General features: G+C 50.7%; 15 protein-coding genes and 1 pseudogene. 15 read left to right on the top strand and 1 reads right to left on the bottom strand.

Going from position 1 to position 15,729, the window contains the following annotated elements; genetic code table 11:
• Nucleotides 1-39: 39 nt before the first annotated feature.
• The 4 genes from M2108_RS02330 to M2108_RS02315 all read left to right on the top strand — a co-directional run bounded on the left by M2108_RS02330 (nt 40) and on the right by M2108_RS02315 (nt 1,843).
• Complete coding sequence (locus M2108_RS02330; RefSeq protein ID WP_068724345.1) at nt 40-348, top strand: hypothetical protein; 309 nt, start codon at nt 40-42, stop codon at nt 346-348.
• Between the two features lie 47 nt (nt 349-395).
• A complete protein-coding gene (locus M2108_RS02325) occupies nt 396-743 on the top strand; it encodes a YojF family protein (RefSeq protein ID WP_277467503.1) in 348 nt (115 codons plus the stop codon).
• Entirely contained in the window at nt 740-1,438 is a 699-nt protein-coding gene (bshB2, locus tag M2108_RS02320) for a bacillithiol biosynthesis deacetylase BshB2 (RefSeq protein ID WP_277467505.1), read from the top strand. Before M2108_RS02325 ends, bshB2 begins: the two co-directional genes overlap by 4 nt.
• 66 nt (nt 1,439-1,504) lie before the next feature.
• A complete protein-coding gene (locus M2108_RS02315; protein WP_277467506.1) occupies nt 1,505-1,843 on the top strand; it encodes a LysR family transcriptional regulator substrate-binding protein in 339 nt (112 codons plus the stop codon).
• Here M2108_RS02315 and M2108_RS02310 read toward each other — a convergent pair.
• Nucleotides 1,779-3,155 (bottom strand): MFS transporter, encoded by a 1,377-nt coding sequence (locus M2108_RS02310; RefSeq protein ID WP_277467507.1) that lies wholly within the window; start codon nt 3,153-3,155, stop codon nt 1,779-1,781. The two genes, M2108_RS02315 and M2108_RS02310, sit on opposite strands and share 65 nt — an antisense overlap.
• A 112-nt stretch (nt 3,156-3,267) precedes the next feature.
• Between M2108_RS02310 and M2108_RS02305 the strand changes: the two genes are divergently transcribed.
• The 11 genes and pseudogenes from M2108_RS02305 to cls all read left to right on the top strand — a co-directional run bounded on the left by M2108_RS02305 (nt 3,268) and on the right by cls (nt 15,715).
• On the top strand, nt 3,268-4,143 hold the full coding sequence (locus tag M2108_RS02305; protein WP_277467508.1) for a LysR family transcriptional regulator: 876 nt from the start codon (nt 3,268-3,270) through the stop codon (nt 4,141-4,143).
• A gap of 55 nt (nt 4,144-4,198) precedes the next feature.
• A complete protein-coding gene (locus M2108_RS02300; protein ID WP_277467509.1) occupies nt 4,199-4,750 on the top strand; it encodes a GNAT family N-acetyltransferase in 552 nt (183 codons plus the stop codon).
• A gap of 410 nt (nt 4,751-5,160) precedes the next feature.
• Nucleotides 5,161-6,288 (top strand): ROK family transcriptional regulator, encoded by a 1,128-nt coding sequence (locus M2108_RS02295; RefSeq protein WP_277467510.1) that lies wholly within the window; start codon nt 5,161-5,163, stop codon nt 6,286-6,288.
• Nucleotides 6,289-6,595: 307 nt separating this feature from the next.
• Nucleotides 6,596-8,095, top strand: a complete 1,500-nt coding sequence (locus tag M2108_RS02290; RefSeq protein ID WP_277467511.1) for a sugar ABC transporter ATP-binding protein — start codon at nt 6,596-6,598, stop codon at nt 8,093-8,095.
• A gap of 14 nt (nt 8,096-8,109) precedes the next feature.
• Nucleotides 8,110-9,135: an ABC transporter permease gene (locus M2108_RS02285; RefSeq protein ID WP_277467513.1), complete on the top strand. Its 1,026-nt coding sequence runs from the start codon at nt 8,110-8,112 to the stop codon at nt 9,133-9,135.
• Nucleotides 9,136-9,186: 51 nt separating this feature from the next.
• Nucleotides 9,187-10,185, top strand: a complete 999-nt coding sequence (locus tag M2108_RS02280) for a sugar ABC transporter substrate-binding protein (protein ID WP_277467514.1) — start codon at nt 9,187-9,189, stop codon at nt 10,183-10,185.
• A gap of 28 nt (nt 10,186-10,213) precedes the next feature.
• Nucleotides 10,214-11,254 (top strand): NAD(P)-dependent alcohol dehydrogenase, encoded by a 1,041-nt coding sequence (locus tag M2108_RS02275; RefSeq protein ID WP_277467515.1) that lies wholly within the window; start codon nt 10,214-10,216, stop codon nt 11,252-11,254.
• A gap of 265 nt (nt 11,255-11,519) precedes the next feature.
• Nucleotides 11,520-12,263: a metal ABC transporter ATP-binding protein gene (locus M2108_RS02270; protein WP_277467797.1), complete on the top strand. Its 744-nt coding sequence runs from the start codon at nt 11,520-11,522 to the stop codon at nt 12,261-12,263.
• Nucleotides 12,256-13,098: a metal ABC transporter permease gene (locus tag M2108_RS02265; RefSeq protein ID WP_277467516.1), complete on the top strand. Its 843-nt coding sequence runs from the start codon at nt 12,256-12,258 to the stop codon at nt 13,096-13,098. Before M2108_RS02270 ends, M2108_RS02265 begins: the two co-directional genes overlap by 8 nt.
• Nucleotides 13,095-14,005 (top strand): annotated as a pseudogene (locus M2108_RS02260) (metal ABC transporter solute-binding protein, Zn/Mn family). The gene M2108_RS02265 and the pseudogene M2108_RS02260 overlap by 4 nt, the downstream one beginning before the upstream one ends.
• 267 nt (nt 14,006-14,272) lie before the next feature.
• Nucleotides 14,273-15,715, top strand: a complete 1,443-nt coding sequence (gene cls, locus M2108_RS02255; RefSeq protein WP_277467517.1) for a cardiolipin synthase — start codon at nt 14,273-14,275, stop codon at nt 15,713-15,715.
• Nucleotides 15,716-15,729 lie beyond the last annotated feature (14 nt).

Here is a 15,729-nt window from a genome sequence, read left to right as displayed (position 1 = left end):
CCCGAACGCTGCAGAAATTTGTTCTTTTGGAGGCATAACATGAATCAGCGTTTTCGTATAACCCGTTCCATGCAGGAGGACAACGCGGCACAGGCGATCACTCTGGAGGAATGCAAGCAGTACTTCGCACAGCGGGCTGATTTTGCTTATTCGCAGACTTTTACCGTTAAAGGACCTGAGAGCATTATGACCATTGAGGGGGATTTCTTCATGTGGACTTACGGTGAAACGGAAATTCCTTTCCGGCTGTATTCCGGAGATCTCTATGTGGCGGTATCCGCAGAGGCGGTCGTTCCTTTAATGATTGAGATTGCCACCGATCTTCAGGCGGATATTGTAGAAGGATAATTATGAATGCAGTCACCGAGGCATTATAACTAATGAAGGAGTATACTATGCAGCCGATACAACTACAACATATACAGTCACGGATAAATGAATTATCCGGACGGGATTTATATCTCCATCTTGAGCTTACTTCAGGCGCGTATGCCAACCATCTGGACAGCAGCCGTCATCCGGCCTCCGCTTTTATCAGCAATGCGGTTATCCGTTACACCCAGGGCTCCATCTCCGGCACCGGCCCGTACCGGGTCGGGCTAAAGACTGCACAGGGCTGGATTTACGCCGAAGGGCTTACCCATATAGATGAGCAGGATACTCAGCGTCTTATTCTGGCCGGACATGACAGCATGGGCAAGCTGGTTGTCGCCCTGCAGCTGAGTCTGGAGGCGTTCTTATGAATATGGAGGAAGATACGAACATGAGCAATAATCAAACTGATGCTTTGCGCATTCTGGCCGTGTTCCCGCATCCGGATGACGAGTCCTTTGTTGCAGCGGGCACTTTGGCCAAATACATAGCAGGAGGCGCTCAGGTGACCTTTGCCTGCCTTACTCTTGGCGAAATGGGCCGGAATATGGGCATCCCGCCCTTCGCTAACCGGGTTACCCTTCCGGGTATCCGTAAGCGGGAGCTGGAAGACTCCTGCCGTGCAATCGGCATCCAGGACCTCAGAATGCTTGGCTTCCATGACAAGATGTTAGAGTTCGAGGACCAGGAACTGCTGGATGGAACCATTCTGGACATGCTGCAGGAGCTGAAACCTTCGATCGTAATTACATTCTATCCCGGCTACAGCGTGCACCCCGATCATGATGCAACCGGGGCAGCTGTCATACGGACCATAGGACGTCTTCCTGCTGAAGAACGGCCGGTTGTCCTGTGCAGTGCATTCTCCAGCAATCACGAGCAGATGATCGGGAAAGCGGACGTAACCGTAGATGTTACCGCATTCCTGTCTTCCAAAATGGCGTCCATTCAGTCGCACCGTTCACAGTTCCAGGCAGCGGAGCTTGTGGGCAGCCGGGTTCTGGCCGATGAGGAAATCCGCAGCCGTTACGGCACTGAACAGTTTTGGACTTACCGGTTTAGTTAAGCTTATTTGGATGCCGGCAGGCTGGAAACCTTGGGCTCAAATTAGCTCCAGGGTACAAGGTTCTCCATGACCAAAGCCATTATGACACCAACGACCAGCCCGTTGGAGCATTTCCGTTCCCGCGGATTATCCCCGATTATCATTGGAGAATGTTCTGACATCGGAATGCTGATCGAGCTGGTATCCTCCGGGTTAGGTGCGTCGATTCTTCCTGAGACTTCACTTGGCAGGCATACCGGCCGGAGCCTCCGTTATTCCCGGATCGATGATCCCTATGCTGTATCCAGCTCAGCCGTTATCTGGCTGAAGCAGCCGTTCCTCAGCACAGCTGCGGTGAACTTTATCGAAACCTTGCGCGCAGGCGCTGCCGGTTCAGGAATAACAGCAGAAGCCCGATTGCAGTAAGAACAAGGGCGAGCCGCCGTAAGCCGCCGGAGCTGAGCTGCCCGCCCATAACAAGGCCTGTCAGCAAAGAGGACAGGATGGTCCCGAAATATCTTGAGGTATTGAACACACCTGAAGCAACGCCGATGATTTCCTTGGGAGAGCTTTGAAACAGGGCGGCCTGCAGGCCGACACCGCTTAGCCCGCTGCTTATTCCAAAGGCGGCCAAAGCTATGCATATGCTGGCAACCGGCCAGCTCCCGTTCCACATTGCCAGCCACAATGAGCCGAAGGTCATCAGCAGAGCAGACAGCATGAGGGCTGGCCCCGGACCCGAGCGGTCTACCCAACGTCCTGCAAACGGGGCTGCTGCTAGCGAACACAATCCGAGACTCAGCATTAGAATGCCTGTCTGAAAGACACTGACTTGCCGTACTGCCTGCAGATAAGAGGGCAGCCCGAAGAAGAGCGCATAATACAGCACGTTAACCAGCATGTACTCTACATTAACCCGGGTCATAGCGGGGTAACGGGCAAAGGTGCGCAGGGGAATAAAGGGCGAAGCTGTTCTCAGCTCATGCATTACGAAACCGGCAAGCAGCGTAAGTCCGCCTAGAGCCGTAAGGATCTGCCAGGACGCTGTGGCTCCTGAGGACTCAAAGGACAGCACACCAAGAAGCAGGGATGTCAGACCTGCTGCAAACAGTACAATCCCTTTGACGTCCATGATTTCCAGCCATTGTATGATCGGCCTGCCTTTTGCCGCAGCCTCCTTCGGGTGATCCGCAGGAATGCTCCTCCAGGCCAGCGCAAAGCCGGCAGCCGTGAATGGAATATTGACCCAAAACACCGCCTCCCAATCCCACCACCCAATAATAACTGCTCCGATAAAAGGTCCGACTGCCGCAGCGCCTGATAAAAAGACGGACAGTACAGACAGGGCAGCAGCCTGGTTCTCCTTAATATGGATCCGCACAATCGCCATACCAACCGCAACCATCATGCTTGTCCCGATGGACTGGATAATACGGCAAACGATTAGCCAGCCAAACCCCGGCGAAAAGGGAGCCAGCATGGAGGCAACGAAGGCAACTACCAGTCCGGCGAGAAAAATGCGACGCCGGCCGAACAGGTCGCTGGCTTTGCCCATCACTGGCTGGGCAACACTGCTGGCGATATAAAAAGCAAAAACAACCCACGATACAGCAGTATAATCCAGCTGGTAGACTTCCTGAAGTCTGGTTAAAGCAATCGAAATCATGGAAGAATTCAACGGATTCAGCAGGACCCCCAACCCTACCGATATTAATAACCAACTGTTGTGGTTTTTCATTTCGGTGTCCTCCTTGTTATGAAAGTAATGTTATCGTAAAGGAAATTCGATATTTACTCCAATGCATTTTATGTTATGATTTCATTGACTATAAGGAATGAAGGGAGGCGCTATGGAGCTTCTGCAACTACATTATTTCGTAACAGTAGCCCGGCTCGAGCATGTAACAGAAGCTGCGCAGAGCCTGCATGTTACGCAATCCTCGCTAAGCAGAACTATTGCCCGGCTGGAGGAGGATCTGGGTGTTCCGCTCTTTGACCGGAACGGCAGGCGGCTGAAGCTGAATGATTACGGCAGCAGATTTCTGCTGCGTGCAGAGCGCGTCTTATTTGAGTTAGCCCAGGGCAGGCAGGAGCTGCAATACCTTGCCGGTCAGGAGCCCGCTACGCTGGAGCTCGCGGTAACAGCAGCAAGCGCGCTCCCCAATATTCTGCGGGTCTTCCGTTCTAAACGGCCGGATATTCATTTTCATGTACAGATGCTTGCAACCAGAGAGATGACTGACTGCCTGCTAAGGGGAGAAGTAGACTTCTGTCTGTCTTCGCCATCCTTTGAAGCGGAGGAGATCGAAACCCGGATTGTATATAATGACCCGCTTCTGGTTGCAGTGCCGAAAGGGCACAGGCTGGCAGACCGCTCCGTTATTGACTTGTCTGAACTGAAGGATGAATGGTTTGTGGGTGTCAAAAAGGGATACGGTACCCGTGATCTGGCTGATTCCGTATGCAGTGCAGAAGGATTTACACCGCATTATGTGTATGAGGGAGATGAGCCTTCCAGGCTGATCCAGCTGGTGGAAGCTGAAATCGGCATTGCATTTATTCCCGGTACTGCGAAGGATTCACTCGGAGCGGTCAGCTATTTACAGGTGAATAATGATAAGCTGGTTCGGGAAATTGCTCTGCTGTGGAACAAGGGGCGTTATCTTTCACCGGCCGCCTGCGAATTCCGTGAGGTTGTGATCGGGTATTTTGCCGGGTATGAGTAGGTATATGTCACTGAGTCAGGTTAACTATTATTATTTTTGTAAGGTGGTGCAGACAGTGGACAAGACAGAGCAAGCGGATCAGCGGATTTACGTCCGGTTCCCCCAGGAGGCGGATGCTGCAGCGTTAACAGATATTTACAAGCGTAACCGGGCGTTTTTTGAGAAATATTCACCGAAAGCGATTGACGAGTTCTATACAGAGGAATATCAGCGTCAGCTGATAGCGAACAACAGGTCAGACCGTGAAACGGACCGGAGGTATGATTTTGTAGTATGCCACCGGGAGGACGGCCGGATTATTGGCACTGTTGGCCTGTCTTTTGTGGTAAGAGGGGCACTGCAGAGCTGTATGATCGGCTACAGTCTGGATCAGGAGTTTAACGGCCGGGGATACATGACTGAAGCGGTTAAATTAGTCGTGCAATATGCCTTCGAGGAGCTGAAGTTTCACCGGATTACGGGTGAGGCCTCACCAAAGAACCCCGGCTCGATCCGGGTCCTGGAAAAGGCCGGATTTCACAAGGAAGGCCTTGCCCTCCGTAATGTCAAAATCAACGGCGTGTGGGAGGATCATCAGGTGCTCGCTATATTAAATCCCGCGGACTGAAAGTGACCGGGGTTGCCGGCTCAGGTGGGGCTATTTTGGGGCGGCATAACGATGATCATTCTGCTCTTTTGGAATTAGATGGATTTTCATCACCTGATTTCAGGTAATTATCACTGATACAACTATTAGGTGTAAATAAGATATCTATTTCAGGCCATGTCTGGCCCTGAACGTTATTCGGGTGGAATTAAGTGTCCGTTTTCCAACTAACTCTCCAAAAGTGGGAATCTTCAGAGAATTAGCTGACGATTTCCACTTAATTAAGATTAAAAGAGGAGGAGTTTGCTAATATATATAGTGAAAATATTCACAAAATTAGCCCCAGATCATTGCAAATCCGGATGAACATAGATTATGATGAATATAGCACATTATAGAAATACATTTATAAAAGTCGGAGGATTTGTACAATGGCAGCACAACGCTTAAACAGCATGGATGTCAAAAAAATGAACCGGAACGCGATCTACCGTTACCTGAACTACCATCCATCGACTTCCATTCAGGAGATTGCTTCGGCAGTTAATCTGAGCCTTCCGACGGTTACCCAGAATCTCAAAGAACTGCAGGAACGTGATCTGATTATAGAGACCGGTTTGTTTGAATCTACAGGAGGACGGAAGGCAAAAGCCATGGCTTGCAACAGTGTGGCTAAATACAGTATCGGTCTGGATGTAACGCGGAATCACGTCGGAATAGTTACCATAGACCTTAGCGGAAAAATGGTGAAGAATGTCCGTCACCAGTTTCCTTTTGCCAATTCAGAGACTTATTTTCAGGGAGTGGGCAGGCTGGTGGACGATTTTGTAGCTGAATGCGCCATAGACAGCAGCAAAATCCTCGGTGTGGGCATAGCACTGCCCGCGATTCTCGAGGCTGACCGCCAGACGGTCAGCTATGCTACGGTCATCGATTTTAAAGGGGGCAATGTCCGGCAGTTCGCGGAGTATATCCCGTACACCTGCGTCCTTAGTAACGATGCCAATGCAGCAGGATTCGCCGAATTGTGGGGGGAGCAGGACCTGAATAATGTCGTCTACCTCTCGCTGAACAACAGTGTAGGCGGCTCCATTATCGTCGATAACCAGATTTACACCGGCCAGAATCACCGCAGCGGGGAATTTGGCCATATGACCATCGTTCCCGGTGGCCATACCTGCTACTGTGGGCAGAAGGGCTGTGTCGATGCTTATTGCTCGGCCCGCATCCTCTCGGACAGCACACAGGGCAGCATCTCTGAATTCTTCCGGCTGCTGCGCACCGGTGAAGAGCCGCAGAAATCACTCTGGGAAGAGTATCTTACCTATCTCGTGGTGACGATCAACAATCTGCGGATGCTCTATGATTGCGATGTGATCCTGGGCGGATATGCCGGAGCATACATGGAGGAATACATCGGCATTCTTCGAGAGCGCGTAGCGGGTAAGAATACTTTCGAAGCCGACGGCTCCTATCTGCGGGTCTGCAAATACAAGCTGGAGGCAACCGCGGTGGGCGCAGCGCTGGAGCTTGTTGCCGGGTTCATCGATAGCATCTGATGCGCCGAGGGCAAGCCTCGTTTGCAGTATACGTAATTTATAATCAAGTCCTGACATAGCGGAAATGCGCCGGAATACGGTGCGGTCGGCTATTGGTTGGGGCTTTTTTGTGTCTGTTAAAGTGACAAAAATGAATCCGCTTACAGTTTTTATTGATTTCTGTTGACAGCAAAACAATTCTGGCTATAATCTTCTTTAGGACGTTTTATAAAAGTGTATTAGAAAAGATTGAGGCAAGTGAAAACCGTATCTCAAAACGTATCTCAACACGTATTTCAACATGTATCTCAACAATGGAGGGAAGGGAATGGAACAAGAGATTAAGCTTCGTGTGTCACAGATTGAAAAGTCCTTTCCGGGGGTCAAGGCATTAGACAAGATCGACTTTACGGTGAAAAAAGGGACGGTGCATGTGCTGTGCGGCGAGAACGGTGCAGGCAAATCCACCCTGATGAAAATCATCAACGGCATTCATCAGCCGGACGGCGGACAGATCTTTATAGAAGAACAGCCCGTTAGGATTGGCAATCCCATTCAGGCGCGTAATCTGGGCATCTCGATGATTTTTCAGGAATTAAATTATGTGCCGGAGATGACGGTGGAAGAGAATCTGTTCCTGGGAAATCTGCCGGGAAAACGGTTCGGTAATGTGGACTGGAAGGAGGTCAGACGGCGGACCACGGAGCTGCTGAAAGCCGAAAATCTGCCGTATTCACCCACGACGCTGCTCAAGGACTTGACGGTATCGGATATTCAGATGCTGGAGATTATGAAAGCGATTTCGAATAAATCCGACATTATCATTATGGATGAACCGACCTCCGCGATTACCCACGAGGAAGTAGAGAAGCTGTTCATCAAGATCAGGGAGCTGAAAGCCCGCGGCGTCTGCATCATCTATATCTCCCACAAGCTGGACGAAATATTTCAGATTGCCGATGAGATTACGGTGTTCCGTGACGGGACCGTTGTTGAGAGCCACCCCAAAGAGAAGCTGGACATTGAGACAGTCATTTCGCTCATGGTAGGACGCAAGCTTACCAATACATACCCGAAGGAAGATGTTGAGATCGGTGATACGCTGCTGAAGGTGGAGAACTTGTGCGGTGCCGGTGGATACAAAGATGTCAGCTTCCATGTACGTAAAGGGGAAATGGTCGGCTTCGCCGGACTGGTCGGAGCGGGAAGAACCGAGGTTATGCGCTCATTGTTCGGCCTTGATCCCGTCGTATCCGGGCATGTCTACATTAAAGGGCAAGAGGTCAATATCCGGAGTGTAGAGCAGAGCATCAGAAACGGCATGGTCATGTTATCCGAGGACAGGCGGCGGTACGGAATCATCCCGATGCGGTCGGTCAGAGAGAATACCACGTTATCTTCGCTGAAAAAAGTATTCTTCGGCTTCCGCTATCAACGAAAGAACGAGCATGCGCTTGTGTCAGAAATGTTTAGTAAGATGCGGGTAAAGACGCCGTCCATGGAGACTGTAATCGCATCGCTCAGCGGAGGCAATCAGCAGAAAGTGGTGCTCGCCAAATGGATGCTGCTCAATCCCGACGTCCTGATCCTGGATGAACCCACCCGCGGAATCGACGTAGGTGCCAAATACGAAATATACAAACTGATGACCGAGCTGGTAAAGGAAGGAAAAGTGGTCATCATGGTCTCCTCCGAGCTGCCCGAGTTAATCGGCATGTGCGACCGGATCTATGTAATGGCCAAAGGAACCATAACCGGGGAGCTCAGCAGGCATGAGTTCACCCAGGAGCAAATCATGAAGTACGCCACCGGAACAACTACATCTTAACGAGGTGAAGGAAATTGAAAGAGATCAATTGGAGCCAATTCTGGAGCACGTTTAAAAAAACCTACAGCATTTATCTGGTGCTGCTCGCCCTGTTTATTGTCTGTTCTTTTGCCAATCCGAACTTTTTATCGGTTAACAATCTGACCAATATCTCCACACAGCTTGCGGTAACTACGATTCTGGCCTTCGGCCAGACGCTGCTGATTATCAGCGGGATGCTTGACTTATCACAGGGCTCCGTGCTGGCACTTTCCGGTGTTTTTGCAGTATCGGCCTATAAAGCCACCGGTTCTTTCACAGTCGCTATTATTACCGGCATTGTGACCGGTATCGTGTGCAACGTGCTTAATGCGGTTATGGTCAGCACCTTCAAGACACCTCCGTTTATCGCTACGCTTGCCATGCTGACGATGGCCCGCGGGGTAGCACTCCTGTTCACGAAAGGCCAGAACATTCTGCAGCTCGGTGATTTCACTGTACTGGGCCAAGGCTCCATCGGTTTTGTACCGATCCCCGTTCTGTTCCTGATTGTCTTCGCTGTTATTACCTGGTATATCCTGCGTCATACCAAATTCGGCCGTTCCCTGTTTGCCGTAGGCGGCAATGAAGAGGCCGCGGTAGCCTCAGGCATTAACGTGCACAAGGTCAAATATACCGCCTTTATCATCAACGGGATTTTCGTAGGCATGGCCGGTATCCTCTTCATGTCCCGTGTGAATGCCGGGCTTCCCAACGGTGCAATTAATTATGAATTTACTGCACTGACTGCAGCGATCATCGGGGGCACCAGCTTCTCGGGAGGCATCGGCTCGGCGGGCGGTACACTGGCCGGGGCCTTTATCGTCGGCTTTCTCGATAACATCATGAACCTGACCAATGTCGATTCCTATATGCAGCAGATTATCCGCGGCGCCATCATCGCCTTGGCGGTTATCTATGATATCCGCTCCAAAAACCGCAGAACCAAAAGCACATTGGGCCGGATCGAAGACAAGGGCATCCGCAAAAAAGGGAAGGGTATTACAGAAAGCCATAAATGATCACCGGATTAAACAGCAATGCTGTTTAAAATAAATAAAAGGGGAAGACATATGAAAAAAACAATCGTAACTCTGGTTTCAATGCTGCTTGTAACGGGAATGCTGGCAGGCTGCGGCAATTCGGATAAGGCAAACTCAGCGAACGGCGGAGAGAAGGCAAACGGCGGCGATAAGGTCTATAAGATTGCTTATATCGCACGTGCCCAGTCCGATTCGTTCGCAGCTTGGCTGGCCAATGCGGTGAAGGAGGAAGCGAAAAAATATCCGGACATCAAGCTGGAGGTCTTCGACGGCCAGGCCAATGATGACAAGGAAAACTCCATGATTGAAAATGCCATTACCAATAAGTTTGACCTCGTTATCGTGCAGCCGAACAACGGTGAGGCACAGCGTCCTTACGTTGAAAAAGTAATCAAAGCGGGTAAATTCGCCGTCACCACGAACGCCCGGATTAGCGGAATTGAAGGCGCTTCCTCCGTGGATGCCGATCCGTACGAGCAAGCCGGTGTGAACGCCCGCGCCGCACTGGATCAAATCCCGCAAAATGCCAAGGTAGTTGTGCTCAATGGACCATCCGGGAACTTCCATGCCGACAAGCGCAGAGAAAGCTGGCAGAAGGAGTTCTTCGACAAACGTCCCGATGTACAGATCGTCGGTGAGCAAATCGCCAACTGGAACAAGGACGAGGCGATGAAATACATGGAGGACTGGGTTCAGGCGAACGACAAGATTGATGCGGTGATATCCATGAACGACAACATGGCGGCGGGCGCAATCGAGGCCGTTAAGGATAATTCCAAATTTGACGGAATGCTTGCGTACGGTGTGGATGGAACCCTTGAAGCTTTCCAGCTGATTAAAGAAGGCAAGATGACCTCTACCTGCCTGCAGAATGCTTTCGAACTGGCCGAGAAGCTTCTGGATACCAGCAGCAAGCTGCTAACCGGAGCGGAAAAGCAGGTGGATACAGATATCGGTAATCCGCTCATTACGAAGGATAACGTTGATGAATATATCGCATTGCTTGAGAAAGCCGAGGCTTTGAAGTAACAGGCTAATAACGGGAGGAGAGATCATAATGAAGAACAGAGCTTATTATATGACCGGACTCAAGAAAATGGAAATGAGAGAAATAGAGATGCCGGTGCCTGCTGCAGGCGAGGTCATCGTCAAGCTGGAATATGTGGGGATCTGCGGCTCGGATGTGCATTATCTGGAGCATGGCCGGATCGGTGATTTTGTGGTCGAGGGGGATTTTATTCTGGGTCATGAGTGTGCTGGTAAGGTGGTTCAGCTTGGCTCCGGGGTGAAGCATCTGCAGGTCGGCGACCGGGTAGCGCTGGAGCCGGGAATTACCTGCGGACAATGCGAGTTCTGCAAGAGCGGCAAGTATAATCTGTGTCCGGATGTACAATTTCTCGCGACCCCGCCTTATCACGGCTGTCTGACAGATTATATCGCATTCCCGGAAAATATGGCATTCAAGCTGCCGGACAACGTCACCTCGGAAGAAGGCGCACTGGTTGAACCGCTCTCGGTAGGACTGCATGCAGCAGCGCAAGGCGGCATCAAGCTGGGCGATCGTGTCGTGATTCTGGGTGCAGGCTGTATCGGGCTTGTCACGCTGCTGGCCTGCAAAGCCTTCGGGGCAACGGACATCGTAGTGGTCGACATCATCGAGAAACGGCTGGAAGCGGCCAAGCGCCTCGGTGCTACGCAGGTTATCAATGCCAGACAGGAAGATGTGCTCGAGGTAATCGCTGCACTGACGGATGGAGCAGGCATGGATAAAGTAATTGAAACGGCAGGCAGTGAGCATACGGTCAAACAGACGGCTTATCTGGTCAAACGGGGCGGCAGCATTGTACTTGTGGGCCTGGCGGCGAAGGATATTATTGACTTCGATTTCATGCAGATTATGTTCAAAGAGGCTGAGATCAAATCCGTCTTCCGTTACCGCAACCTGTATCCGGCCGCAATCGGCGCGATCGCTGGCGGCAAAATCGACGTCAAAGGCATCGTTACCCACGAGTTCAGCTTCGAGGAGTCCCAACGGGCATTTGATTTCGTCATCGACAACAAAGAAGAGGTCGTTAAGGCAGTCATCAAGATGGGATAACTCTGCACTGATAAATTCTTGAACCATCTGTAAGCCTAGTCCGTCGAATTGACGGGCTGGGCTTTTTTTTGCGCTGCAGCTATAACGGTATCCTCAGAGATCAGAAAAATTTAAAATATTATTGACAATTTTCTCTGGGTTAAATATATTGTACCTAAGAATAAAAGTTTCCTAAAGGAAACAAAAGATGAGTCTAGAAACTATTTTAACCGATTAGAAAATAGTTGCACATGAAAAAGTTCATCGGACAGGAGAGAACACTGTGATCGAAATTAAAGACCTGAATGTTGACTATTTCGGCAATCCGGTACTGGAGAACATCAATCTTGACATCCCCTTTGGCCATTCGGTCGGGATCATCGGGCCCAACGGAGCAGGGAAATCAACCTTTATCAAGGCGCTGCTGGAGGTAGTCAAAAAGCGCAGTGGTACTGTCAAGGTGGAGGGCAGGCTGATATCCGGTTACAGGCGCAACATCGCCTATGTACCGCAAAAGAACGACATCGACCTTTCTTTCCCGATAACCGTGCGGGATACGGTGCTGACCGGAACCTACCCGGGGCTTAAGCTGTTCCGCCGTCCAGGCAGACAAGAGCAGGAAACCGCTGAGCGCTGCATGGCAATGGTGGATATCGCAGATCTGGCGAAGAGGCAGATCAGTAATCTGTCGGGGGGACAGCTGCAGCGTGTGTTTATAGCCAGGGCGCTGGCCCAGCAGGCGGAGGTTTTTTTCCTCGACGAGCCGTTTGTCGGCATTGATCTGGTCAGTGAGACGATTATCGTCAAGCTGCTCAAGCAGCTGCGGGCAGAGGGCAAGACCATCCTTGTCGTTCATCATGACCTGCATGAGGTCGAGGACTATTTTGACAAAATCATCATTCTCAATAAAAAGCTGATAGCCTTCGGCGATATCGGCGATACGTTCACCACCGAAAATATCCGCAGAGCGTATGGAGCTTCCTTGGGCAACGTGATCATCAGAGGAGCGGGGGAAGAAGCGCATGATTAATCTTTTATCCCTCTGGCTGGACATTCCTATGTATGCCCTTAACGCCGGACTGTCGGCGGTTATCCTTGGCATTGTGTCAGGGGCGCTGGGCAGCTTTATCGTTCTCCGCAAAATGTCGCTGATGGGCGATGCCTTATCCCATGCCGTTCTGCCCGGGGTCGCGCTATCGTATATACTGGGCATCAACATTCTGCTGGGCGCATCTCTGTTTGGCCTGCTGGCCGCCATATTGATTCAGTTCATAACCAGCCGCAGCAATATCAAAAGCGATACATCCATCGGCATCATTCTCAGCTCTTTTTTCGCACTCGGCATCATTCTGATTACCTTTGCGCGGAGCGGGCTTGACCTGACGCATATTCTGTTCGGCAACATTCTGGCGGTTCCGAAGTCTGAGCTTACCCAGTCTTTTATCATCATGCTGGTTGTCATTGCCATTATCACTTTGTTATACAAGGAGCTGCTGATCAGCTCATTTGATCCGGTGGTGGCCAAGGCTTACGGGCTGAAGACAGGCTTCTATCACTATCTGCTGATGATGCTGCTCTCTGTAGTCACCGTATCCTCGTTGTCACAGGTCGGCATCGTTCTGGTTATTGCAATGCTGGTTATCCCGGCAGCTACCTCGTATTTGTGGACCCAAACGCTGTTACAGATGATTATGCTGGCCTCGGCGGTTGGCGCCGTATCCGGGATAGCAGGTGTCATCGTGAGCTTCCGGTATAATCTGCCGACAAGTGCCACAATTGTACTGGTGGGCATGGCCCTGTTTACGGTTTCCTTTATCTTATCGCCCAAAAACAATTTCCTCGGGAAAGGACCTAAGACACGATGAAAAAAAGAATGCTGCTGCCGCTTTCTCTGCTGCTCCTGCTGCTTGCCGCCTGCTCCAATACAACCGCCGGAGGAGGGGGGGAGGATAAGCTGCAGATTATTCCATCATCGCGGATATGGCTAAGAATATTGCCGGCGACAAGGCGGATGTGTACAGCCTTGTGCCTGTCGGAACCGATCCGCATATGTATGATCCGCTGCCTGCCGATACCGGCAAGGTGTCCGGGGCCGATCTGATTTTTTATAACGGTCTGAATCTGGAGACAGGAAAGGGCTGGTTCCAGGATCTGCTCGATGTGACGAATAAAACCGAAGCTGCGTTTGCCTTGAGCGAAGCAGTGACTCCGATCTATTTAACCGAAAAAGGCAAGGAATCGCAGGTTGATCCCCATGCCTGGCTGGACATCCAGAATGCTGTTAAATATGTGGATATCATCACCGAACAGGTAATTGCAAGAGATCCCGATAACGAAGCCTATTATCTCGGAAATCAGGAGAAATACATCAGCGAGCTGAACGGGCTGGATCAGTATGCAAAAGAGGCTGTCGGACAGATTCCGCAGGATAAGCGTATTCTGGTCACGAGCGAAGGGGCATTTAAATACTTTTCGCAGGCTTACGGGCTGGAGTCCGCTTTTATCTGGGAGATCAACACCGACAGCCAGGGAACACCGGAGCAGATGAACCGGATTATCGGGATTATCGAAGACAATAGCATTCCGGCGCTGTTCCTGGAAACGAGCGTGAATCCCAAGACGATGGAGACGGTTTCTGCGGAGACTGGAGTGCCGATTCATTCCAGAATTTTCACGGATTCGGTCGCCAAGGAAGGGGAAGAAGGGGATACTTATCTTGGGATGATGCGGTGGAATATCGACAAGGTCGTTGAAGGTTTATCGGGGCAATAACAAATGACAGGTCATATCCGCCGCAACCTTAGCCCGGAGCTTTATGTGACCAGATTTCTGAAGATGTATAAAACACTTGCCGCCAAGATGGGGATACGTTAAAACGAAAACCAAACCTTCATTATAGCCCCCCTGCTCAGGCCGATGCTTAGAGCAGGGGGGTTGTTTGGTTATTAATAGCTATCACAAAATGTTATTGACCCGCACAGCAATGATATCTACAATTTGAAATGACACAACATACAGCAGAAAGGGGTTCAGGCGGCAATGGACTGGAGCAGTATCTTCACTCTAATTCTATCTATTATCACCGTACTTAATATTATTCTGGCCGGAGTCGTCGTCTTTATCGAGCGCAGGGACATCGGGTCTACCTGGGCCTGGCTGATGGTCTTGTTTTTCATCCCGGTAGGCGGCTTTCTCTTCTATGTATTTTTCGGAAGACAGCTCAAGAAGCGCAACTTCTATGCGCTCAGCGCAGAAGAACGGATTTATCTGCAGGCGGCCATTGATGAGCAGGTCATGTCTGTTGATTACCAGGGGGGGCTTACTGCCAAATATGCAGATTTGCTCAAAATGAATCTGCGCTCCTCCAATGCACTTATTACATCCGACAATGAAATTGAGATCTTCGATGACGGAGAAGCCAAATTCAATGCCATGTTCCAGGATATCCGGAATGCAACTAAGGAAATTAATGTGCAGTATTATATCATTCAGCCGGATGCGCTGGGCCGCAGACTGCGGGACGAGCTGACTGCCAAGGCCAAAGCAGGCGTTACGGTAAGGCTGCTGTATGATGAGATCGGCTCGCGGCAGACCTCAAGAGCTTTTTTCAAGGATCTGATCGCGCATGGAGGCAAGGTGGAAGTCTTCTTCCCGTCCCTGTTCCGGCTGATCAATCTGCGGATCAATAACCGTAACCACCGTAAGCTTTGTATCATTGACGGAGAGATTGCCTATATCGGCGGATTTAATGTCGGGGATGAATACCTGGGACTGGACAAGAAAATGGGTTATTGGCGCGATACTCACTTCCGGATGAAGGGCAGTGCGGTCAATCAGATTCTCGGACGGTTTCTGCTGGACTGGAACAAGGCAGCTCCCCGGGGCGAGGAAGAATCCGAGCAGCTGCCGCTCCCGATGGAGAAACACACAGGCAGCAGTGTGGTACAGATTATCTCCAGCGGACCCAATTCACAGACAGAGCATCTCAAGAATATGTACCTCAAGCTGATTGCTTCTGCCAAAAAGAGCATCTACATCCAGACTCCCTATTTCATACCTGATGCCAGCTTTATGGATGCCTGCAAAATAGCGCTGCTCTCCGGGGTAGATGTGCGCATAATGATCCCGAACAAGCCTGACCATATGTTTGTGTATCCGGCCACGCTGTCTCATGCGGGTGAACTGCTGCCGTACGGGGTCAAAATCCTTCAGTATGAGAAGGGATTCATGCACGCCAAAACCATCGTTGTGGACCAGGAAATTGCCTCGGTCGGTACTACGAACATTGACACCCGCAGCTTCCGTCTGAATTTCGAGGTTAATGCGCTTGTCTGCGATGAAGGGATTGCGAGCCAGCTCCATGAGCTGTTCCTGAAGGACAGCATGTCCTGTACGGAGCTGACGCTTGAGCGGTATGAGGTCCGTCCGAAGCTGCTGAAGTTTAAAGAGGCTGTAGCGAGGCTGCTGTCACCGATTCTATAGCATAACAAAAGGGT

It is taken from the genome of Paenibacillus sp. PastM-3, from assembly GCF_029893965.1.
GTDB lineage: Bacteria > Bacillota > Bacilli > Paenibacillales > Paenibacillaceae > Paenibacillus_AQ.
The sequence above is the reverse complement of the archived record's forward strand: the minus strand, read 5'-3'. Positions and strand labels throughout refer to the sequence as shown.